This is a genomic window from Pseudomonas sp. GM24, from assembly GCF_000282235.1.
In the GTDB taxonomy this organism is placed as follows: Bacteria; Pseudomonadota; Gammaproteobacteria; order Pseudomonadales; family Pseudomonadaceae; genus Aquipseudomonas.
In genome coordinates, this window is sequence record NZ_AKJR01000121.1 from 1 (window position 1) to 21,927 (window position 21,927).

The 21,927-nt window shown below is 55.4% G+C and carries 23 protein-coding genes; 16 read left to right on the top strand and 7 right to left on the bottom strand.

Annotation, left to right across the window (positions count from 1 at the left end; all coding sequences use genetic code 11):
• The first annotated feature begins 201 nt into the window (after window positions 1-201).
• From PMI23_RS14960 to PMI23_RS14995, 8 genes are all read left to right on the top strand, one after another.
• Complete coding sequence (locus tag PMI23_RS14960) at window positions 202-414, top strand: DUF4287 domain-containing protein (protein WP_007910701.1); 213 nt, start codon at window positions 202-204, stop codon at window positions 412-414.
• A 13-nt stretch (window positions 415-427) separates the two neighbouring features.
• Entirely contained in the window at window positions 428-931 is a 504-nt protein-coding gene (locus PMI23_RS14965) for a GNAT family N-acetyltransferase (RefSeq protein WP_007910702.1), read from the top strand.
• Window positions 912-1,730: a diaminopimelate epimerase gene (gene dapF / locus PMI23_RS14970; protein ID WP_007910703.1), complete on the top strand. Its 819-nt coding sequence runs from the start codon at window positions 912-914 to the stop codon at window positions 1,728-1,730. The genes PMI23_RS14965 and dapF overlap by 20 nt, the downstream gene beginning before the upstream one ends.
• Before the next feature lie 429 nt (window positions 1,731-2,159).
• On the top strand, window positions 2,160-2,522 hold the full coding sequence (locus tag PMI23_RS14975; protein WP_007910704.1) for a DUF6124 family protein: 363 nt from the start codon (window positions 2,160-2,162) through the stop codon (window positions 2,520-2,522).
• A 136-nt stretch (window positions 2,523-2,658) separates the two neighbouring features.
• Window positions 2,659-4,200: a T6SS phospholipase effector Tle1-like catalytic domain-containing protein gene (locus tag PMI23_RS14980; RefSeq protein WP_007910705.1), complete on the top strand. Its 1,542-nt coding sequence runs from the start codon at window positions 2,659-2,661 to the stop codon at window positions 4,198-4,200.
• Window positions 4,200-4,853, top strand: coding sequence for a DUF2931 family protein (locus tag PMI23_RS14985; protein ID WP_007910706.1), 654 nt, complete (start codon window positions 4,200-4,202; stop codon window positions 4,851-4,853). Before PMI23_RS14980 ends, PMI23_RS14985 begins: the two co-directional genes overlap by 1 nt.
• 11 nt (window positions 4,854-4,864) lie before the next feature.
• The gene (locus PMI23_RS14990; RefSeq protein ID WP_007910707.1) at window positions 4,865-5,521 is read left to right on the top strand and encodes a DUF2931 family protein; all 657 of its coding nucleotides are present in this window, start codon (window positions 4,865-4,867) and stop codon (window positions 5,519-5,521) included.
• A 339-nt stretch (window positions 5,522-5,860) separates the two neighbouring features.
• Window positions 5,861-8,317: a hypothetical protein gene (locus tag PMI23_RS14995; protein WP_007910709.1), complete on the top strand. Its 2,457-nt coding sequence runs from the start codon at window positions 5,861-5,863 to the stop codon at window positions 8,315-8,317.
• A 296-nt stretch (window positions 8,318-8,613) separates the two neighbouring features.
• On the opposite strand, the gene PMI23_RS15000 is transcribed toward PMI23_RS14995, so the two are convergent.
• Window positions 8,614-9,720, bottom strand: coding sequence for a DNA alkylation repair protein (locus tag PMI23_RS15000; protein WP_007910711.1), 1,107 nt, complete (start codon window positions 9,718-9,720; stop codon window positions 8,614-8,616).
• 2 nt (window positions 9,721-9,722) lie between these two features.
• Window positions 9,723-10,328, bottom strand: a complete 606-nt coding sequence (locus PMI23_RS15005) for a glutathione S-transferase (protein WP_007910713.1) — start codon at window positions 10,326-10,328, stop codon at window positions 9,723-9,725.
• 364 nt (window positions 10,329-10,692) lie between these two features.
• Here PMI23_RS15005 and PMI23_RS15010 point away from each other — a divergent pair, with 364 nt between their 5' ends.
• Window positions 10,693-11,919 carry a hypothetical protein gene (locus PMI23_RS15010; RefSeq protein WP_007910721.1) on the top strand — a complete coding sequence of 409 codons (1,227 nt, stop codon included), beginning with the start codon at window positions 10,693-10,695 and terminating at the stop codon, window positions 11,917-11,919.
• Between the two features lie 56 nt (window positions 11,920-11,975).
• Here the strand turns inward: PMI23_RS15010 and PMI23_RS15015 are convergent, their stop codons facing one another.
• Window positions 11,976-12,884, bottom strand: coding sequence for a MurR/RpiR family transcriptional regulator (locus PMI23_RS15015; protein ID WP_007910728.1), 909 nt, complete (start codon window positions 12,882-12,884; stop codon window positions 11,976-11,978).
• A gap of 401 nt (window positions 12,885-13,285) precedes the next feature.
• On the opposite strand from PMI23_RS15015, the gene PMI23_RS15020 reads away from it, so the two are divergent.
• The 3 genes from PMI23_RS15020 (at window position 13,286) to PMI23_RS15030 (ending at window position 15,839) form a co-directional block, all read left to right on the top strand.
• A complete protein-coding gene (locus PMI23_RS15020) occupies window positions 13,286-13,690 on the top strand; it encodes a TraR/DksA family transcriptional regulator (RefSeq protein WP_003225981.1) in 405 nt (134 codons plus the stop codon).
• A 608-nt stretch (window positions 13,691-14,298) separates the two neighbouring features.
• A complete protein-coding gene (locus PMI23_RS15025; RefSeq protein ID WP_443200712.1) occupies window positions 14,299-15,522 on the top strand; it encodes a methyl-accepting chemotaxis protein in 1,224 nt (407 codons plus the stop codon).
• A gap of 113 nt (window positions 15,523-15,635) precedes the next feature.
• Window positions 15,636-15,839, top strand: coding sequence for a hypothetical protein (locus tag PMI23_RS15030; protein WP_007910732.1), 204 nt, complete (start codon window positions 15,636-15,638; stop codon window positions 15,837-15,839).
• A 7-nt stretch (window positions 15,840-15,846) separates the two neighbouring features.
• On the opposite strand, the gene PMI23_RS15035 is transcribed toward PMI23_RS15030, so the two are convergent.
• Window positions 15,847-16,083 carry a DUF2789 family protein gene (locus PMI23_RS15035; protein WP_007910733.1) on the bottom strand — a complete coding sequence of 79 codons (237 nt, stop codon included), beginning with the start codon at window positions 16,081-16,083 and terminating at the stop codon, window positions 15,847-15,849.
• Window positions 16,084-16,131: 48 nt separating this feature from the next.
• Entirely contained in the window at window positions 16,132-16,383 is a 252-nt protein-coding gene (locus PMI23_RS15040; protein ID WP_007910734.1) for a hypothetical protein, read from the bottom strand.
• Window positions 16,384-16,783: 400 nt separating this feature from the next.
• Between PMI23_RS15040 and PMI23_RS15045 the strand changes: the two genes are divergently transcribed.
• The 3 genes from PMI23_RS15045 to PMI23_RS15055 all read left to right on the top strand — a co-directional run bounded on the left by PMI23_RS15045 (window position 16,784) and on the right by PMI23_RS15055 (window position 18,592).
• Window positions 16,784-17,254: a hypothetical protein gene (locus tag PMI23_RS15045; protein ID WP_038366424.1), complete on the top strand. Its 471-nt coding sequence runs from the start codon at window positions 16,784-16,786 to the stop codon at window positions 17,252-17,254.
• Window positions 17,251-17,445 (top strand): hypothetical protein, encoded by a 195-nt coding sequence (locus tag PMI23_RS15050; RefSeq protein ID WP_007910742.1) that lies wholly within the window; start codon window positions 17,251-17,253, stop codon window positions 17,443-17,445. Before PMI23_RS15045 ends, PMI23_RS15050 begins: the two co-directional genes overlap by 4 nt.
• A 130-nt stretch (window positions 17,446-17,575) precedes the next feature.
• Window positions 17,576-18,592, top strand: a complete 1,017-nt coding sequence (locus PMI23_RS15055; protein ID WP_007910744.1) for an ABC transporter substrate-binding protein — start codon at window positions 17,576-17,578, stop codon at window positions 18,590-18,592.
• A 115-nt stretch (window positions 18,593-18,707) separates the two neighbouring features.
• Here the strand turns inward: PMI23_RS15055 and PMI23_RS15060 are convergent, their stop codons facing one another.
• Both PMI23_RS15060 and PMI23_RS15065 read right to left on the bottom strand, forming a co-directional pair.
• The gene (locus tag PMI23_RS15060; protein ID WP_007910746.1) at window positions 18,708-20,840 is read right to left on the bottom strand and encodes a TonB-dependent receptor; all 2,133 of its coding nucleotides are present in this window, start codon (window positions 20,838-20,840) and stop codon (window positions 18,708-18,710) included.
• A 92-nt stretch (window positions 20,841-20,932) separates the two neighbouring features.
• Window positions 20,933-21,322, bottom strand: a complete 390-nt coding sequence (locus PMI23_RS15065) for a DUF2946 domain-containing protein (protein ID WP_007910748.1) — start codon at window positions 21,320-21,322, stop codon at window positions 20,933-20,935.
• Between the two features lie 94 nt (window positions 21,323-21,416).
• Between PMI23_RS15065 and PMI23_RS15070 the strand changes: the two genes are divergently transcribed.
• Entirely contained in the window at window positions 21,417-21,857 is a 441-nt protein-coding gene (locus PMI23_RS15070) for a DUF3995 domain-containing protein (RefSeq protein WP_007910751.1), read from the top strand.
• Window positions 21,858-21,927 lie beyond the last annotated feature (70 nt).

Here is a 21,927-nt window from a genome sequence, read left to right on the forward strand (position 1 = left end):
AGCCTGCTCGCGATAGCGGTAGTCCAGTCAATGTAAGTGTTGACTGAACAAACGCCATCGCGAGCAGGCTCACTCCTACAGGGTTTTTGTGGTGTCTGGCAGAGCGGGGCAGTTGCCGGAACCGCACTTCGCGTCCACTCTATGACCTGCCGACAAGGAGCGTCCGCCGACCCTCCGTCGTGACCACAGGGAGCTTGCAGCATGAGCGAAGACAACAAGGTAAAAGGCCCGGCGTCGTACTTCCCCTCCATCGAGAAAAAATACGGCCAGCCCATCGATCACTGGCTGATCCTGCTCGCCGGCAACACCGACAAGAAACACATGGAACTGGTGGCGTGGCTCAAGGAAGAACACGGGATGGGCCACGGCCATGCCAACGCCTTGGTTGCGCATCATCTGGCGGGTAAACAGTGAGGGCAGGGCAGCGATGAATTTCTCCCACCGGCCCGTGACGGCCGACGACGTCAACACCCTCTGCAGCTTTCCCCAGGGCGAACAAGAGCTGTTCTTCATGTTCCCGAAAGCCAACTTCCCGCTGACGGAAGAGCAGATGCACAGCGCAATCAGCCAGCGCTTCGACTCCACGGCTTTTCTGGCCAACGGCGAGTTCGTCGGCTTCGCCAACTTCTACCGCGCTGAGCACGATGGCATCTGCTGCATCGGCAACGTCATCGTCGCGCCCTACGCCCGAGGCCAGGGTGTGGCGCGGTACATCGTCGAGACCATGACCGCGCTGGGTTTCGAAAAATACCAGGCCAAGGAAGTGCAACTCTCCTGCTTTAACGAAAACACTGCAGGACTGCTGCTCTACCCGAAACTTGGCTTCGTGCCGTTCTCCATCGAAGAGCGTCCGGCGCCGGGTGGCAAACGTTCAGCGCTGATCAACATGACGCGCAGCAGAGGCGCAGCGAATGCCACTCACCTTCCATAAGATGCACGCCAACGGCGATGACTTCGTCGTGATCGATTCACGCGACATCGCCAACCCCGTCACCGGCCAACTCGCCCGGCGCCTGGGTGATCGTCATCGCGGCATCGGTTTCAACCAACTCGCCGTGGTCCTTGATTGCGCAGACGCCGATGCGCGCGTGGAGTTCTGGAACGCCGACGGCTCGCCGCTCGACGTGTGCGGCAGCGCCACCCGTGGTGTGGCGGACAGGCTGATGCGCGAAGCCAGCCGAACATCGATCACCCTGCGCACAAACCGTGGCTTGCTCACCTGCGAACGCACGCCCAGCGGATTGATCGCCGTCGACATGGGCGAACCGTTGTTCGACTGGCAAGACATCCCTCTGGCGCAAGAACACGACACGCTATTTCTACCGCTCGCCGGCGCCCCAACCGCGTGCAACATGGGCAATCCGCACTGCACCTATTTCGTCGATGACCTCAGCACCGTCGACATCGCCGCCCTCGGCCCAAGCCTCGAAACCCATCCGTTGTTTCCACACAAAACCAACGTCCACTTCGTGCAGATCATCGACCGCCAACACATCCGCCTGCGCATCTGGGAACGCAACGGCGCCATCCCGCTCGGCTCGGGTTCCTGCTCGTGTGGCGCAGCCGTCAACGGCATCCGCCGAGGCCTGCTCGACCACACCGTCAACGTCGAATGCGACGGCGGCCCCGTCACCGTCCACTGGAATGGCAGCGGCGCCGTGACCCTGAGCGGCCCGGTGGAAGCCACTTTCTCCGGCACAATCCCCGACAGCCAACTCGACCTCAAGTGAACACAATCCCCCTGTAGGAGTGAGCCTGCTCGCGAAGTCGCCCACCCAGTCACCCCATCAACCACTGACCGAAATAAACAGTAAAAGCCACCACTGTTTAAACGAAGCCTCAAGTAACCACCGAAACCCTACAACGCCTTGCGCCGTTACCTACGACTAAGCCAGAATCCGCCGGCTTGTGCGTCTAGGTCGCGGGTTCTATCGTCTGTCGGTCGCTGAAAAACAGTGATCGGGTTTGGTAGCCCGCCATAACTAGTCGCATCGCGAACCGTTCGCAGACCTCATCAGGTCTCTGCTCAATGGTGGCCATGCGCAGGACACCTTCGGGTGTGCCGGGTCCTAGTTACCGGTCTACCAACCCGCGTATGGCCGCCACCTTCGTTTGGTAGCGAATGTGAAGGCTCCTTTTTATTAACTAGGAGTTTCACCATGATCAAACCAACACCCAACCCACCCGAAATCGACCCCACATCCCCCTACGAATCCCCCGATTCCAAGCGATTCCACGAAGCCGCCGAACGCGCCCTCGACCACTACCTCAAACCCGCCAGCCAAATCATGGCCAGCACCCAACAACCCGAACGCATGTACCTCGCCAACCCGAAGTACAACAGCGAATCCCTGCTCGCCAACGCCAGCGAAACCCTCGGCTCCGCCAGCGAAATGCTCCTCAACTTCGCCGCCATGCTCGACACCCCCCACCGCAAAACCGCACTGGGCATCGCCCAAGTCGTGATGCTCGGAGAAATCGCCGTCAACCAAGCACTGGATAACGTCGAAATCGCCAGCTGACCCCCACCCCGACGAGGGGAAACCCTCGTCGAACCCCGCGGTCACACCCTGGCTGGCACACGGCCACGGCTTGCGCCCCCCAGCCCCGGCTGTCACCCTTCGGGCCGTTCTCAAGGATCAGAACCAGGAAACATGGATGAGTGGCTACGTACCCAACCCCCCGAAAAATTTTCGTTACGAAGAAGCCAAACCCGTCGATATTCACGCCCAGCGTTGGGCGGAATATGAGAAGCACGGGAAAGAACCTGCGCGTGAACCTGAGAAAATCGGGATTGCGTTGAGGATTGGGGTTTTCTTTGATGGCACTGGGAATAATGCGAATAACACGGCGGCTGGATTGCTGTGTGGGGCGCAGCATCCCATTGCGCCGGAAGATATTCCGGCTAGTTGCCAGCCTTACATGAGCGATCCGGATAGCAGTTACGCTAACGACATCAGCAACGTGAAAAAGCTGAGCGAACTGTATGAGGCACCGCGACTCGCTGAGGGAGAGGGACCACGAAAGAAAGCTTTCGGTATGGTCTACGTCGAAGGCATAGGTACCCGTTCAGGTGAGGAAGACAGTAAATTCGGCGCCGGTACAGGACGTGGCGAAACCGGTGTTGCCGGGCGCGTCCAATCTTCTTTCACGTTGATCGAACAGCGTATCACTGAGGTATTGGATAAAAATCCCGGTAGTGAAATTGCTTCGTTGACCTTCGACACGTTTGGCTTCAGTCGCGGTGCGGCAGCCGCCAGGCATTTCGCCAATGAGATCGTGCGTGGCAAACAAGGCCCTTTAGGCGAGATTCTTCGCAGCAAATCAGATGTCCTCAGTCCGACCTTTGTCGATCAATACAACGGCGACATCAATGTGGGCTTCATTGGTTTGTTCGACACTGTGCCGTCGATTGCTGGATGGTCCAATTTGGGCAATATCAAAAGTGCAGTCGCAACAGGGATCAAACTCTACCTCGACCGACGTTACTTCACCGACGTTGTGCAGTTGGCGGCGCGGGATGAGTGCCGGGCTAACTTTGCTCTCAATCGCGTAGCGATGGATCATCCGGAAATTGTCTTGCCGGGTGTGCATTCCGATGTGGGTGGAGGTTACCTGGAGGACGCTGAAGAATGTGTGCTCATTAGCCCAATGCAAACGCTAGAAGTCGGCAACTACGTGGATGTCACCACCACATCGATCTACCAAGATGCGGTCAATGTGAGAAATCAGTGGTTAGCCAACGGCTGGCCTTCCGAAATGCTGGAAGTCGTTACACCACCTCCTTTACTGATGCCGATCAGTCCTCAGGATCGACTGAGTCCTCGAGTCAAACGAGTCTACGCCGCCGTTCAACTCAAGCGTCCGGTGAGTGGGTTACTGTCGAGAGTGAGCCTGCGCGTGATGCATCAACTCGCCAAAGCCAAGGGCGTTCGCTTCGAAGACATTCCCGAGACGCCAGACTTCGCCGTTGCTGAAGAACTTCAGCCCATGTGTGATCGTTTTGTCTCCGGCGACTACAGCACCACGCCAGAGGAGGAGCAAATGCTCAAACTCAAGTACATTCACACGTCCGCCAATTGGAATCATCCGCTTGGCAGGAGAGACGGAAGTGGCATCAGAGCTGTTTACATCAACGCCCCCACGGAAGATGCAATCCGAGTAAAGCACCCACACGTACCTGACTGGACGCTTTGGTAATGAAGTTATTTACAGCACTGCTGTGCATGCTGTTTGTGGTCGGTTGTGAAGCCGATCCGCTTTCAGCAAAAAACGACCCTAAATCCCCATGGTGGGAACTCGGTTTTACTGAACCCAACTACATGAAGGTCTGGGTTGAAGACACTGCAGTGGAAGACATAAAGGGCAAGACGTTTCTGCGCACGGGTGGCGGTTCAGCATCGGGCGGGTACCCAGAGGGTGGTACTGAGTCGGCCCGAGGATGGGACGGAGTGGGCGCGTCCGCAAAAGCGGTGGTTGGCGCCGATCTCCCAAAACGAATTTTCGTTCGCTGGCAGTCCATCGTAGAGCCTCAGACCTATCGTGCATGGGTGGACATACCCGAAGAAGCCAGACAATTGATGCTGACCTCGGTCAACCAGCGCTGTGCGAAAACCCCAGACCAAAAAGCTACCTACATATCTTCGGTTTATCTGGGATTGGCTCCCGGAGGTGTCGTACAAGTTTGGGTTAGAGACTCCTGCCACCATCCAATCAAAGTGGCTAATGCTCACGCTGAAATCGAACCGCTAGGACCAAGTCAGGGGAAAACCCAAGGACGATATGCATATCCCATCAGTGAAAAGTCCAAGCGATATATCGAAAAATTCGGTATCCCTTACGGGAGTTGGTAAGCGGTAAACCAATGAAGCAATGCATTGTGGCGGTATGTGTGTTGTTCCTGAGCGGCTGCCAGTCTGCCTATCCTCTATCCGGAAAAAACGACCCGAAATCCGATTCATGGGAGCTTGCGTTCACCGAACCCTATTACATGAAAGTTTGGGTTGAGGACAGCGCCGTTGAAGACATAAACGGCAAGCTATTCACGCGCACAGGAGGAGGGACGGCCGCTGGCGGGGAGCCAGAAAACGGCAAAGAGTCCGCGCGCGGTTGGCATGCGGTAGGTGCGGCTGCGACACCAGTGATTGGCGCTGGCTTGCCCAAACGCATTTACGTGCGCTGGCAATCCATTGTTGAGCCGCAGACCTATCAGATTTGGTTGGATGTGCCTGAAGAGGTGAGGCAACTGATGATGCAATCAGTCAGTCAGCGCTGCCCGGAAACACCGGAGGAACAAGCCAGCTATAGCGCATCTATTTATTTGGGTTTGGCTCCAGGGGGCGTTGTACAGGTTTTTGTTCGGGACTCATGCCATCGTCCGGTCAAGATCGCCAGAGCACAGGCCGAGATTGAGCCACTAGGTCCTAGTCAAGGTAAGAACCAAGGGCGCTATGCGTATCCCATCAGCGAAAAGTCCAAGCGGTATATCGATAAATTCGGCATACCGTATGGGAGTTGGTAGCAGCAGGCAGGAGGCACTTCTCTTGCCTGTCTTTTAGTAGCGCTGTTTTGAGTAATCATCTTTGACAGCTACCGCGTCAATGCTGGTTTCAACGAAGGTCCGCTTTCGGCCAGAAGCAGCCACTCGTGACCGGCAGAGCGTGGCCAAATACGAACTTCTAACGCTCTCGACAGCACTGCATCGCGTAATCGTTTGTTTTTCACCGTATTTTTTTTGCCTTTGACGACATGGCAACATGAAACTATGGTTCATCGAGGGATGAATGGATCTCGTTTGTTTGGTCCTGCGTCTTGAATTGCTACGGAACTATTCGGCATTTTCATGAATAAGGAAACATGGATGGAAAGCCCGCACGATATTGCGATTCGAATTTCCAAAATGGATAGTCACGATAGAAGTTTCAATGAGGCTGACACTAGACATAAAATAATAGACCAAATACTGCACGGTGTACTTAGTTGGCCCGTAAGTCAGACAATGCACGAGAGTTTCATATCGCCGGGTTATGCTGATTATCGTCTTAAACGAGGCAATGGTGACGATCTTCTATTTTTGGAGGCGAAAAAAGAGGGGGTCTATTTTAACATCCCCAATAGCTTCAATAGTACCAAGACACACCAGTACATTACCGTTCAAACCCTTTTAACTGACGCTAATATCAGAGCTGCGGTTGAGCAGGTCAGAGAGTATTGCATGGAAGAAGGCTGTAGCTTTGCTGGTATTACTAATGAACACGAATGGATTCTATTTAAAACCTTCGAGTCAGGTAAGAACTGGCGGAACCTCAAGGCGCTGGTGATACATGGAAACAAATATTTTGCCGATTGCTTTACTGAGGCAACTAATATTTTGGGGTATAGCTCCATCAAGGAAGGCTCACTAAAAACATCGCTCGGAAGTGTGAGTAGGAACAATCGAGAGATTTTTTACCCGAAAGATAAAATTTCTTCTTATAATCATGAAGTCAACTCTAACGGCTACGCGAGGGAGCTTCGACCTCTGGCAAACAAGTATTTTGGTAGTATCGATGTATCAGAGCCAGTTTTTATGGATGCCTGCTATGTTAGTCAGAGAGATTACGAAAACGCGTTTTCTAATTTTAGATTGATCATTAAAGATTCTCTTTCTCCATACATGGCTGATCGCGGCATTCAACAGTCCGAAGATAATGAGAGAGGAGGACTATTTGGAAATAGAATTGCGAGAAGCTTGAAAGACAAAAAGTCTGGTGAGGTGATAGTTTTATTCGGAGGAAAGGGAGCTGGTAAGTCGACTTTTTTACGAAAGCTTTTGTACCACAATCCTCCTCAATATTTGGCGAAGTATTCTAGAGTTGCAATTGCGGATCTTCTGAATACCCCAGAAGAAGAAAGCAAAATCTATGAAAAAATATGGAGCGAAATCATACGCTGCCTAGATGTTGATAATTTGTTAGAGTCCGACCGCGCAGACCTCTTGCAGCTTTTTGAAGACAGGTACGAACTTGCCAAGAAACAAGTTCTTTTTGGTTTGGTAGAGACCTCTGAAGCGTTCAATATTGCACTCAACAGCCTTGTCGAAACTTGGCTTTGTGACAAGCAATACGTTGCGAGACGCCTAGTTGCTTATTGGAGGTTTAAGCATAAGGGTTGTGTAATAGCAATAGATAATACTGATCAGCTACCGCACAATTTACAAGATTTCTGCTTCACAACATCTCAAGAAATCTCCGATCAACTTGGGTGCCTAGTTATTATTTCAATGCGTGAAGAACGTTTCCATGCATCTCGAATACATGGCACTTTAGATGCCTATCAGAATTCTGGCTTTCACATTAGCTCCCCTGTAGCTCAGGCGGTATTTGAAAAGCGAATAAAGTTTGTTCAGCTAATGCTTGAAGATCGAGATTTTTGTATTCAGCTTTTCGGAGAAAAATTCGACGAAAAAGCGAAAGTCTTCAAGATTCTGTTCAGAATATTTTCTAATGAGTTTCGTCAAGGTAATGACTCTCCTCTAAACGAATTTCTAAGTGCATGTGCACACGGCAATATTCGACTAGCTTTGGAGCTGTTTAGGGATTTCCTAAAATCTGGATATACCGGTGTGGATGAGATGGTCTCAGCGAAAGGTGGACTTTGGAAGCTGAAGATTCATCAAGTATTGAAGCCTGTGATGATACCTTACCGATTTTTTTACGAGGAGTCGCAAAGTAGTATCCCAAACCTTTTTCAAATTAGAAGCAAGTCTAACGGCTCTCATTTTACTGGAATGAGGATACTACAAAAGCTGGCGGATGGAATCGATCCATCGAACCCATTTTATATATCGATAAGCGAGCTCAAGGATTACTTTTCAGAAAACTTTAATATGGTCGAGGATCTTGAGAAGAATCTCGACGTATTTTTGAAGTGGGATCTGATTGAGTCAAATAATCGCATTGACTACTATTGCGAGGCTGTAGATAGCTTAAAGATAACTACTTATGGACTGTATATATTCAACGTTTTATCGTCTTTTTTTACATATATCGAATTGGTGTCAACGGACTGCGGAATATTCAATGAAGCCAAGGCTCATGAGATGGTAGAACTATCGAATGAGGATTTCAGGCTATTTAATGCGAGAAAACGTCTGGAACGTATTAGGACGCGGATCGCCAAAGCTGAAGCGTTCATTTCGTATTTAGAGTGTGAAGAGGAACAGGAACTTAATTTCTTTGGGCCAAACTTGCAGAGATTTACTCCAAAGATCCGAGCTTCATTTGAGATTGAAAAACAAGAAGTGCTGAATAGCGCGCAGAAAAAAAGAAATAGATGAAATACGAGGAGCTCATAAAAATGGAGAGTGCGTCAGTGAAAGGGGGATAACTCCCACCGGGAGGGGCGGATAGAGTTCCAATGATATATAGCGACTTGGTAACTTTACTTTCGAAGCTGAACCAATTTTTTTAGTCCGTAGTGGCCAACTAAAGGGGCGCCACCGCCTGGCAAACGGTCGGCAATCGCACTAGGTAAATGTTGACTGTAACCGGCCGCTATTGGCCGAAAATTGCCCTATCCGTAATTCCATATCAATCAGTATTACTGCCAGATCAACGGATTTTATACGTGACGTCATCCGGCGACGATTTCGAATACCGTGCTAGCCAAAACCTCCCCATTAACCATAACCCGCACCCCGTGCCGCCCCACAAAATGCTTCCGCGTCGTAAAATCCCTAATCACCTGCCGCCTCCCCACAACCTCCCTCTCAAACCCCGCCAACCCCACCGTCTTCAACTTAAAAACCTTCCCCGAAACCCCGCCATTCGCCTTCACATAGTCAATCGAATAATCAATCACCAGCCGTTGCTCATGCGCCACCGTCGACTTCACCACAAACGACAACGTAATCGCTTCCCCCAACCTAACCACCGCTGGTTCAACCTGCACATCCAACAACTCAACCTCAGCCTTCGCCCCGGCACCAATCACCGTTAACGCCCTTAAATCCCCCTGCTTAATCAAACTCCGCAACGCATGCTTCGCAATCCACGCCGTGTGCTTGTTATCCAGCGACCATCCTTCAATCGTGTCCAACACCCACTCCGGATGCACCTTCGTCACATCATTCAAATGATTCGCCACGGACTTGCGCACGTACAAACTCTCATCCGCTTTCAACCGATCCAGTATCCCGGCGGCTAACTGCGGATCCGCCTGCACCGCGTCCAACCGAAACGACCAAGGCAGGCGAGGGCGGCTGCCTTCGCTGGCGAGGCGTCGAACGTGGTGATTTTCATCTCGGGTCCAGTCGTGCATCCGTTCCAGCGAGCGCTCCAGGTCGCTGCGCAGAAAGTGGCGGATGGCGAATTCGGAGGAGCCGAAGGTGGTGAAGTACTTCAGGGCGTCCATGGAGGTGTCGAACGCATGCCCGCCATAGCTCGCGACGTAATGCGGCAAACACATGCTGACGAATCCGCTGTTCAGCCTTGGTGCGAGTTCACGCAATACATTGAGGGAATCTTCGTAGTCCAGCGGCAACACGGCGTGCAGGCTTTCGCTAACCCGCGCCATGCGTTGCATCACTGATAATTCAGCGAGTCCGTCCTGGGCGTGTTTGAGAAACGCCTTGGCCTTGAACGCCGGGTACACGGCGCTCATTTCGCTGGCGATGTGCTGCAAGCGCTCGGCGTTGAAGATTTCCTTTAACGCCGGGGCGGCGGTGTCGGTGGTGCTCATGGTCAGGTCATCGGGGTGCTGACGAACGCTTCGAGGGTTTCGGCGTAGGCGGTGTATTGGGCGATGTGGGGGTAGCGGCGGGTGTCGATCTGGTCGGGGACGACGAGGCCGGTGAAGCTCCAGGCGACGGCGAGGCTGATGCCGGCCTGGGTGAGGGTGCCGTCGGTGGGCAGGCCGGTTTTTTCCAGTTCTTGCTCGAGGGCGGTGAACGCGGCGGCGAGTTGGCCTTCGACGCGTTCGACCCATGGCTGGTATTGAATGTCGGCTGGGCGCAGGTTGCGTTCGTAATAGAGCTGCACGGCTTTTTCGCAGGCGGCGAGGCTGAGGCCGATCAGGCGCAGGGCGTGGGCGCGTTGTTTCAGGTCGGTTGGCAGCAGGCTTTTGCCGGAACTGGCTTCGAGGTAGTCGAGGATGAGGGTCGAGTCCATCAGGACCACGCCGTCGTCGAGGATCAGTGTGGGGGCTTTGACCACCGGGTTGATCTGCTGGAATTGCTCGAAGTGGCGGAACACCGAGACCGACTCGTGTTCGAGGTCGATGCCAAGGCGTTTGGCGGAGATTGCTACGCGGCGCACGTAGGGTGAGTCGAGCATTCCGATCAGTTTCATGTGCAACTCCTTTGGCAAATCACGACCTGACGATGGGGATCGAATGTAGCGGGAAAAGCTGTTGGTTGACTACCGGGAAAAAAGTTTTGGCCTTCTGTAATAGCCGTGAAACAGAAACTGTTACATCGGTGAAACATCCGAAAATAAAGGCTTTCATTGACCTTGCGAGGTGTTTTGGCGGATCTATAGTCAAAGTGCCAGCACCGTCCAGGGATGGAAAAGTTAAGCGAGCTCAGGCCCTCTGATTCAGTACTCGTTTGTATTACTCCCTTGCAGTCCATCAACCCTAGAGCGATGAGGCTCTGCCGTGCGCGCAGTAAGAGTGCGCGCCGTCGGTCACATAAAAGGGTCCGAGGGGCATGTCATGAACAATTTTCATCGTTTGACGATTTGTGCGTTGTGTATTGGGTTGGTCGCTTGCAGTAGCCGCCCGGAGCGCGGGGCGGTCGTGCAGCAGTGGTCGGCGAATACGGAGCAGTTGAACTTCAAACCGATATTTCCGCCGCGTGGCAACTTTGAAGTAGGCGATTTTTATGTGGTAAGAGCCGCGAAGGCCGGTAACAAAATGAAAACCGCTGATTACTACATGAGTTCGGTCTGGTTTGATCGGATGAGGCTGGATGAGGAACTGAAGAAGGCCGCGCCTTACATCACCGCGCAGAAAACTCCGGTGGACAAATCCGGACTTGTGACGGCGACCAGTGTTCCGGACCTTTTTGTACCGAACACCAACGTGAAAATGAATGCACTGGTGGCCTTTCCCGGTTTCACCTTCGCCTCACTGGCTGAGAGTGATATCGGGCTAGGGGTCAGCAATAGCGCGATCGGCGCATTTTTTGGGGGCGCGCGCAAGTCGGGATATTCGGTGGCGTACTCGGTGCCATTGGCGGAAACGTATGGGGTGCTGTATAGCGATGCCCATCTTGCGGCCGACAAATATTTAGGCAAATACACCGACGCTCAACGCAACAAGCTGACAAATGCGGTGGTTTCGCTGAAAAACGATGCGAAGGTCAACGACAAGAATGACACGACGTCTGTGCTTGTACTGGTAACCCAGGTCTATCTGGCGCGCTCGTTGGATGTGGTGGTTTCCTCGACCGAAAGCAACGGTGCGCAGTTGGCTGCGGTTACACGGGCACTGACAGATCTGGATGAGCGCAAAACGGCTATTGAGAACCAGCTTCGCGCGCTAAAGCCAACTGCCAAGGGGGATGGCGCGGCAGACGGGAAGTCCGCAGTGGCCAAGGCAGGCGATACCAAGGCGGCTGCCGACAAGCCAGCGGCCGTCGTGCCGGCGACAAATCAGGCGCTTGTTAAACAGAAAGAGGCGGAACTGGCACAGGTCAACGCTGATATCCGTAAACGCGTGGAGTCCGTAACGCCTGCGATGCCGGGTGTGACCGGTTCAGTGGTGAAGTCCTCCGCGACGAGTCTGACGTTGCGTCAAGTTTTCGATACACCGGTGGCTATCGGTTATTCGGGCATCAACATTGATATCGACACGTTGATCAAGGATCGCAAAGTCGTCGAAGCGTCGAATATTGATACCTTTCCGTTGAAACAGATCATCAAGGTCAATCTCGAGTAGGTGGCAGCAAATCACAGCGTCGATCTGCTCGGGCAGGTCGTCGCTGTATTGGGTTGTCAGTCATCAAACCCCGCCTGTTCGTGGATCTCATCAACATTCAGTTCCAGCCGATACGCCACCGCCACAAACAGCGCCTGACACAAACACAGCGTCGCGCTCAGCGAACGAAAGGCGAGGGCGCTGCCTTCGTTTATCAGCAATACGCTGTCGGCGAGTTTCGCCAGGGGCGAGAGGTGGCTGTCGGTGAGGATCAGGGTGTTGGCCTGTTGCTGGCGGGCGAAGCGCAGGCAGTGTTGGGTTTCTTTGGCGTAGGGCACGAAGCTTATGGCGATGACCAGATCGTTCGCGCGCACGCTGCGCATTTGCTCGCGATAGCTACCGCCCAGCCCGGAAACCAGGTGAATGCGCTTCTGAGTGTGTTGCAAGTTGTAAACGAGGTAGTCGGCGACGGCGAAGGAGCGGCGCACCCCGACGACATAAATGTTGTCGGCGTTGACGATCAGGTCGACGGCTTTTTCGAACGCGGCGTCGTCGAGTTCGCGGCCCAGGCGTTCGATGCCGGAGCGGGTGGCGTCGATGCATTCGCGGGCGAGGTCGCCGGCGCTGGCTTGCTGCGACTGGTTGGCGATCATGCTGCGGATGCGTTGCTGGTAGTTTTGCACCGGTGAGGCTTTGTGCGTGTAGGCGCTGCGGAACAGTGCCTGCATTTCGCTGAAGCCGCTAAAACCGAAGCGTTGCGAGAAGCGCACGATGGCGGACGGGTGGACTTCGCACTCGCGGGCGATGTCGCTGATGCGGTCGACCATGATCCGGTCGCTCTGCTGGCTGATGTAGCTGGCGATGCGTTTAAGTTGACGCGGCAGGGCGTCGTATTCGTCGGTGATCAGTTGCAGCAGGCGCTCGGCATTGATCGGGGGGCTGGCGAGTGAAACCTCGTCGGTGGCCGGCAGATCGGGGCGGGGCATAGGTCATCCTTCAGGCTGTTTGATCACACGGTGGGCCTGATAGTAGGGGGGCTTTTGCGGTTCTGCTTTGCTGAAACGATGCAGTGCGTGGTAAAAAATTGCGTCTGGGCGCTGTGTGGTTAGCCGTTTGTCTTCTATATACAGCCGCTCGACTGAATTTCTTGCTATAAACGCACTCCGATGGCCGTGTGAACGCTGTGTCAGAGCACTTTCCGGACGTTGTCGGACAAATTCCCTGTATTTACAGTTGCTGAGGCCTCATTCGGGCCTTAGACTGCCGCCCCTCGTAAATTGAGTGCCGGGTGGCATTTGCAATAAACGATGCCTTTTCGCCGACCGCTCGCGGTTCGCCGAAACGCTCCCTAATTCGCCTTAATGCACGTTTTTTTATAGAGATATCAATGACAAAGGACAAGTTGCTGGCCATGCCGGCAGATGACTACATGAATGCAGAGCAGCACGCTTTCTTCACTGAGCTGTTGCAGAACATGAAAGTCGAAACCCACGAGCGCATTGAGCAAAACCGTATCGCCATCGAAAGCCTGGACACCCCGGCTGACCCGGCGGACGCGGCTTCGGTTGAAGAAGAGCGCACTTGGCTGGTAAACGCGATCGATCGCGACCAGCGCATGCTGCCGCAACTGGAACAAGCCCTTGAGCGCATCAAGGAAGACAGTTTTGGCTGGTGCGATGACAGCGGCGAGGCCATTGGCCTGAAGCGCCTGCTGATCAGCCCGACCACCAAGTACTGCATCGAAGCTCAAGAGCGTCACGAGCAGATCGACAAGCACCAGCGTCAGGCCTGATTCTGTGGGGTGACCCTTTCAACAGGGCACCTTGAAAAGATCGCAGCCTTCGGCAGCTCCTACATGGGCGTTGCTGAAGGCTGCGATCTTTGTTTTTGCTCGTCTGCAATAAGCCCGCGCCGTTCCATTGACCTGCCACAGACCCCACGACTAACGGACCATGGATAATGGCGTTGTAGTGGCGTTTAATGCAGTCACAATAACGAGAACAAGCGTGGGGTGTTGATATGACGAGAGACGGATCTCTGGTTGGGGCTTTGCCTGCACCAGTGCTTTTGCCGAAAAACCGCTGGATCGCACCGACCCTGCAAAGCATCGCCCTGATGCTGTTGCTGGCCGGCATGACGCTGGGTGGATGGTCGCTGTACATTGGCATGCCGCTGGCGGTGCTGATTGTCTGGCTACCGCGCTTGCGTTCTCGCGCCATCCCCGATGTCCCGCCTGCCGACACTGGCAGCGCAATGTCCGAACTGACCCGCGACCTTTCCTACACCACCAGCCATAACGCGTTGTCGGCGGCCGGCGTGGCGTTTTCGGTCAAGGAACTGGCGAGCAAACTCGAATCGCAACTCGATGCGGCGGCGCAGATCGTCAGCAATGCCGAGGTGATGATCGCCACCGAACACGCCACTTCAAAACTCAGCCGTGCCGCGCTTGAGGCGGCCAGTCAGGCGCATCACAGCAGCGCAGCGGGGCGCACGGAACTGGTGGATTCGATCTCGCGCATGCATCAGCTCAGTCAGCGCGCCAATGCCAGCCGTGAACTGATCGAAGCCTTGAGTCTGCGCAGCGATGATATTCAGCGCGTGACGCTGGTGATTCAGTCGATCGCCAGCCAGACCAATCTGCTCGCATTGAACGCGGCGATCGAAGCGGCGCGAGCCGGTGAGCATGGTCGCGGGTTTGCCGTGGTGGCGGATGAGGTTCGTGGATTGGCGGCGCGCACGGCGTCGGCCACCGGTGAAGTGGGTGAGATGGTCGCTGACATTCAACAACGCACGGCGCAGGTGGTGGAGCAGATTCGCCAGCTGTCGAGTGATCTGCAGACCGGTGTCGAGCAGGTCGAGCACACCGGTCAGCATCTGGAGAACATCGCGCGACTGGCAGCCGGGGTGGAAAGCCAGGTCGGTGAAATTGCTCAGGGCGCGGAAACCAATCGTGAGCAACTCGACAGCCTGTTCAAGGCCATCGAACAGATGCGCAGCGATTTGGCGATCAGCGATCAACAGACTCGCCGCCTCGCTGAAGCGGCGGTGCAGATGGAAGGGCAGGCGGAAACCATCAGCGAGCGTCTGGCCGAGGTCGGGCTGGATGACTATCACCAGCGCATCTACGATCTGGCCCGCGAGGGCGCGAGCCAGATTGCTGCGCGTTTCGAGGCGGATGTCGAGCAGGGCCGGATCAGCCTTGAGGACCTGTTTGATCGTCAGTATCAGCCGATCCCGAATACACAACCGGCGAAATTTCAAACCCGTTTCGACCGCTACACCGATCAGGTGTTGCCGGCGATTCAGGAGCCATTGTTGCCGCGTCACGAGGGGTTGGTATTCGCCATTGCCTGTACGCAACAGGGTTATGTGCCGACGCACAATCAGCTGTTCAGTCAGCCGTTAACCGGCGATGCGCAGGTCGACGCGGTGAACAATCGCACCAAACGCAAGTTTGCTGACCGCACCGGTATTCGCTGCGGCAGCCATCAACAACCGGTGTTGTTGCAGACTTACACCCGCGACACCGGTGAGCTGATGCATGATTTGTCGGTGCCGATCATGATCAAGGGCCGGCACTGGGGTGGATTGCGTCTGGGCTATAAGCCGGAAAAACCGCGTTGAGCGATTGTTACTTCTGATGCAATGAATCTGTGCACGGAGCTTGCTGTTTCCGCTCGAAGGAAACCATTAATCTGACGACTTAGTTAGGTTGCTAATGATTTCGGGAGGGCTGCATGCAGTGCAGAGTTGATGTCGCGGTGATGATCGGCAGTGGCGTACCGGCCGGACTGCGCGCAATGGGGCGCAGCATTTGCTGGGTGGTATTGCTCAATGGCGAGCGTCGCGGCACCGCGTTTGCCAGTCGCGACGAGGCCGAGGAGTGCAAGGCTGCATGGCTCGCGCAGTTGCACGCCGAACCATGTGACAGCCTTCACTGATCCAGAATTACTTGCCGCGGTGCAAGCGCACATTCAGTTCATCGACCATCACCGCTTCTTCGCCATCGGCCCTTAGCCATTCCTTGAGTAGTTGTGCCTGTTGCGGTGACCAGAAATCAGCGTCGATCAGTTTGGTGTTTGCATCCAATGGATGCGCCTCGATGAAATCGTCGATTGCGTTACCTTCTGAAGGCAACCCCAGTTGATCGAACAGGGTTTTCAGATCGTATGCTGGCAGTTCCATCGTGTACTCCTTCAATGGGCGCCGTTACGGCGCGGTGGATCGCTCTCTTTATCTGAGGCAGCCACTCGCCAGGAGTTCGATCTTTGATTCCAGTGAGCGGGCGAGGGCGCAGGCTTCGTTGTGATCTTCACGGAAACCTCTTACACGGCCGGTCGATGTTTCCTTTATGTGGAAGAAGGCGTTGCCGGCCGGTACGACTTGAAAACGTGGGCAATGGTCGCTCATATCAGTGGCACGCAGGATCAGCGGTGGTTCGATCCGGGCGTCTGTGGTCATGGCAAAGTGAGTCCGAGTGCACATATGAAGTCCTTTTCATCAGTTGGCCGATATTTACAGGCCGTTGCGGGTAGTCGGAATGAGCATCGCTGCTCTAGAATCGCCAGTACCCGTTGGCGACAGGGCTTATCTAAAGCAATTTTTCGCCAGCGATATGTCGGAAAAGTGCTTTTTTTCGTGAGAATTTTCCCTAAAGTTCGTAGTCAGACTGCTCTTGCCAACGGTGAGGATTTTTCCTTCAAGCTTTGGCGACTTCGGGATGAGTTTCGCGAGTGACAATCCGGTAGTCTTACCAGCCTCGTGTTGAATGAGCACTCTGCTCGATTCGGGCTTTATTGATTTATTTGGCAGTGACATCGGCCTGGCCGTTTTTTTGCCGTGCGCGTTTTCCGTGTGCGGTTTTTTCAGATGTGGGGATGTTTCTTTGGCAGTCAGTAATCTCGATATGCATGCTTTGTTCGTGTTGGGTGATTTGCGTGCAAAGCTGGTCAAGTTGTTCCAGTCGCGTTTTGTTTACATCACCGAGCAGAACGCCGAAGGCATTTACGTGGCCGAGATCGACACCGAAAGCGCCTTGGTGGTTGATGACAAGCCGGGGCTCAAGCTCAAGGTCGGCGATCATTTCAGTGCATCGGTCTTGCCCAGCCGTGAAGGCGGCAAGATGGATATCCGTTTTCGCGAAATCAAACTCACGGTCTATGGACTGGGCGATTACGCTTTCGTCGAGACCGCTGACGGGCACGCGATCCTGTTCAAGGAAGGCCACAGCGTGGTGACCGTGTTCGCCGCTCATCAGCAATTGCAGGAAGGCCTGACCAAAACGCTGAAAGCCGTGACCGCCAAAGCCGCCAAGTGGCGCAAGGGCGAACTGGTGACGTTCAAGGCCAGCGAGTGAGCCGCGCGGATTTCCATTCGCAGAACCTCGACACTGCACGCGAGGAAGCCCAGCGTTTGTTCGCCGCCAAGGCTGAGCTGCAAGGCGCCTGGCTGAATTGGCTGGCTGCGCAGATCTACCAGTTGCGCCCTGCGGAATACGCCAGCATGGTCAGACGCGAGCTGCAACGCTTGCAGGAAAAGTCTGATTGATAACCTCGTCCGCAGCATGACCCGGAAAAAGCAGGAACCTCGGCTACAGTCAGTTGACTGAGTATTCAGAGGCTTGCGGTCTTCTGTCAGGCCATCCTGCCATTGCTGTGAACAGCACGAGGTGCAATGCATGAACGGATTTCGACGGTTATTGGCCGCCAGCGTGGCCACGTTCGGTTTGCTGACATCAGCGCCATCGGTGATGGCCGCCCAGGCGCCGATCCATTTTGCCGACCTGAACTGGGAAAGTGGCAGTCTGATTACCGATGTCCTGCGGATCATCGTCGAGAAGGGCTATGGTTTGCCGACCGACACCTTGCCTGGCACCACCATCACGCTGGAAACCGCACTGGCCAACAATGACATCCAGGTCATTGGCGAGGAGTGGGCCGGGCGCAGTCCAGTGTGGGTCAAGGCCGAGGCCGAAGGCAAAGTCGTCAGCCTGGGCGATACCGTCAAGGGCGCTACCGAGGGCTGGTGGGTGCCGGAGTACGTGATCAAAGGCGATCCGGCCAAAGGCATCAAGCCGCTGGCACCGGAGCTGCGCAGTGTCAGTGATCTGAAAAAGTACAAGGACGTGTTCAAGGATCCGGAAACCCCGGGCAAGGGGCGCTTCCTCAACAGCCCGATCGGCTGGACCTCGGAAGTGGTCAACAAGCAGAAGTTGACGGCTTATGGGTTGCAGGACGATTACACCAATTTCCGCAGTGGTTCGGGCGCGGCGCTGGATGCCGAGATCAGCTCTTCGATTCGTCGCGGCAAACCGGTGCTGTTTTACTACTGGTCACCGACGCCGCTGCTAGGCAAATTCAAACTGGTGCAACTGGAAGAGCCGCCGTTTGATGCCGAGGCGTGGAAGACGCTGACTGATGCTGATAATCCCAATCCAAAACCGACCCGTTCGCTGGCTTCGAAGCTGTCGATTGGCGTGTCTACGCCGTTCCAGAAGCAATATCCGCAGATTGCCGAGTTCTTCAGCAAAGTGGACTTTCCAATTGAGCCGTTGAACAAGGCGTTGGCGGACATGAGCGAGAAGCACACCGCGCCGCGGGATGCGGCCGTGGCATTCATGAAGGCGCACCCGGACGTGTGGCAGGCCTGGTTGCCGAAGGATGTGGCGGAGAAAGTTTCGGCTGATTTGAAATAGAGGCTGTAGCGCCCGGCCTCATCGCGGGCAAGCCCGCTCCCACAGGTATTGTCGTCGAATGCAAATTTTATGTACGACACCAAACACTGTGGGAGCGGGCTTGCCCGCGATGCTTTTAAAACTTCGTCTGCACGGCCAGTTCGAAGGTGCGCGGTGTCCCCAGGTAATACGCCGGCGAAACATGCGCAAACTCGACATACACCTCATTGGTCAGGTTACGCACGCGACCGGTCACGGTGGTGTGCGAATCCACCTTGTAGCTGAGGAAGCTGCCGAACAAGGTGTACGACGGCACCGTCATGGTGTTGGCCGTGTCCGCATACACCGACGCCACATATCGTGCATCAACCCCACCTTGCCACTGCGGCGAGAAGTCATAGGTCAGCCACAGATTGCCGACTCGATCCGGCACGTTAGTCGGCGTGTTGCCCTTGCGTGATACCACCACGCCGGCGGCATTTTTTTCGGTGAAATCATCGTACTGCGCGTCGACCCAAGCGAAGTTGCCTTCAGCCAACAGCTTGTCGGTGATCCGCAACGAACTGGCGATTTCCAGCCCTTTCGACGTCTGTTGACCGACCGGAATACTGCCGGCCGGATCTAGCGGATCGGTCACCGCGAAGTCCTTTCGCTCAATGGTGTAGGCGGCAATCGTCGCCGAGCCACGCCCATTCAGATAATCGAATTTGCTGCCAATCTCCCACTGTTTGCCGGTCGAAACGTCGAAGTTCTGCGTACCGTTCGGCTGTTCGGCGGCGGTGCTGTATTGCACGTAGACGTTGGCCGATGGAATGAATTGGTAGGTCAGGCCGGCGCGGCCGGTGACCGGCTCCCAACTGCGCTTGAGGTGCTTGGGGTTAGCGGCGGTTACAGTGCGATGGTTGGTCACGTCGAGATCAATGTCGTCATAACGCAGACCGGTGAGCAGCGACAGCTTGTCGGTCAACGCCAGCCGGTTTTCCACGAACAGCGCTTTTGTGGTGACCTCGTTGGTCTTGTCGCTGATCAGTTTGGGGTTGGTGCCCGGGATGTCGTAGAAGTGCCCCGGACGATAGTTGTTCGGATCGACCGTGCTCGCGCCTTTGACGTTCAGTGGCGAGTTGGTGGTCTGGTTGACCTTGTATTCGAAGCCCCCCGACCACGTCGTGTCGATACCGAAAAGCGTGTTGTCGTGGCGCAGTTCGAACTGGTTGCCGTTCTGCTCGCCCTGATGGCGTACCTGATAGGCAGTCGAACGGTTTACCGCCGTGTTGTCGGCGTTGTACTGGTAGGTTTCGAGGTTGCGGTAATCGCGCTGGCTGTCGAGGTGATACAGCGTGTTGCGCAGGGTGGTGCTGTCGTTGATCCGGTAGTCGATGATCGAGCGAACCCAGATCGTCCGCTGCTCGTAGCGACCGTCCTCGACGTTGTAGTTGTTGAAGCGATTGTGTTTATCGATTTTCAACTCGCCGGCCTTGGGATTGAGTACGGGCGTGCCCCAGTACGGACTGTCTTCGTGTTCGTCCTGATATTCCAGCGCCAACGTGTGCGACAGGTCGGGCTTGAGGTCGCTGAGCAGCGAGAACGCCACGCTCCAGGCATCGCGCTCCTGGCGGTCGATGTAGCCGTTGCTGGTGTTGTGGCTGACGTCGAGTCGCGCGTAGTGCTGCACGTCGGCGCTCGGCTCGGTCAGTGCATGATTGAGGCCGAACGCCGTCTCGGTGGTGTCGTAGGTGCCGTAGCTGATCCGGCCTTCAACTGCTTGTTCATCGCGGGTGGCCAGTTTGGTTACGTAGTTCAGCGAGCCGCCAACGGAGCCCGCACCATTGATCAGCGATGACGGGCCGCCGACCAGTTCCACACGATCATAGATCCACGAATCGACAGGCCGCGCGAGGCCGCCGGAAACGTTGATGCCGTTGAACATCTGGGTGATCTGGCTGCTGGTGAAGCCGCGATAGGAAACGAAACCGCCAAATCCCGGCGGCGCACTGGCGTTGACCCCGGGCAAGGTGTTGGCGGCGTCCTGGAAGTTCTGCGCGCCATGGCGCTCGATGTCGTTGCGCTTGGCGATGGCCACCGAGGCGGGTGTGTCGCGCACGCTCAAGCCGAGGCGCGAGGCCATGCCGCTGGATTGGTCGAGGCTCAGGCCCGGTTCCCTGCCGGACTCGCCATCGATGGTGATTGGCGCCAGATCCACGGTGGATTGCGCCCAGACGTTGACGGACAGGCAGCCGCAAAGGCTCGCCAGCAAAGTGAGTTGTTTCATCATTGAATCCTGAATGCTTGTCTAGGAGTCAGCGCACAGGCGAACGCCGCGCGTTGGCGCAGTGGGCTGACAAATCAAAAAGGCAGAGACACTCAGGCGAGCGGTGGGGCGCGAGGGTTGGCTGAAGGCCAGGTGAAGCGGGCAGGGAGGTCGGCGCTGACGATGGGCGCCAGCGGCGGACTGTGGTGTTCGGGCAGGATCGCCAGCGTGAGGCTGGAGTTGAATGCTGGGCCCATGCCACCGCCGACCGAGCACAGCGGACAGCCAAATGCCTTGGACAGGGTCGGCAGTTGTTCTTCGGTGGGGTTGCTGGCGAGCGGCGCTTGAGTGGCCGGGTCGACTGTACAGAACTGGCCGCCGATACCGTTCAGCTGCATGCCGACCATTTGTCCGTGACCGATGCTGCAGGCGAACACGTTGAACAGGACGCAGCAATAGAGCATCCAGGCCAGCAGTGAGCGATCGGAACAGGAGAATTTCATGGGGCGGCACTTTACCGTACCGCTGATCGGTCGTGCACTTGAAAAAAATCCGACTAGGATGATTTGTTCAAATCCCTTTCCAAGGATTTCAACCATGACCTTTGTGTTGGCTCAATGGCTGGTGACAACGTTTGCGGTGATCGCCTTGATGCACGTGTATTGGGCGCTGGGCGGGCAGTGGGCGGCTGCGGTGGTGGTGCCGCAGGTGCCGGTGCGCGGATTTGTCGCAACGGTGCGGCCGGCGTTCAAGCCGTCTGGCTGGCTCACGTTGATTGTGGCGGCGGCATTGTTGGTGATTGCGGCGTTGGTGTGTATGCGGGTGGGCTGGGGCATGCCGGCGGTGACGCACAAGGCGTTGCAATGGGTGATCAGCGCGATTGCGCTGTTGATGTTTGCCCGGGCGATTGGTGATTCGAACCTGGTCGGTTTTTTCAAGGAAGTGAAGGATTCGCGGTTTGCGCGGCTGGATACCTGGGTGTATTCGCCGTTGTGTGCGGTGTTGGGGGCGGGGTTGTTGGCGGTGGCTTGGGTCTAGAAAAGCAAGATCAAAAGATCGCAGCCTTCGGCAACTCCTACAGGGGGGAGCGCATTCCAATGTAGGAGCT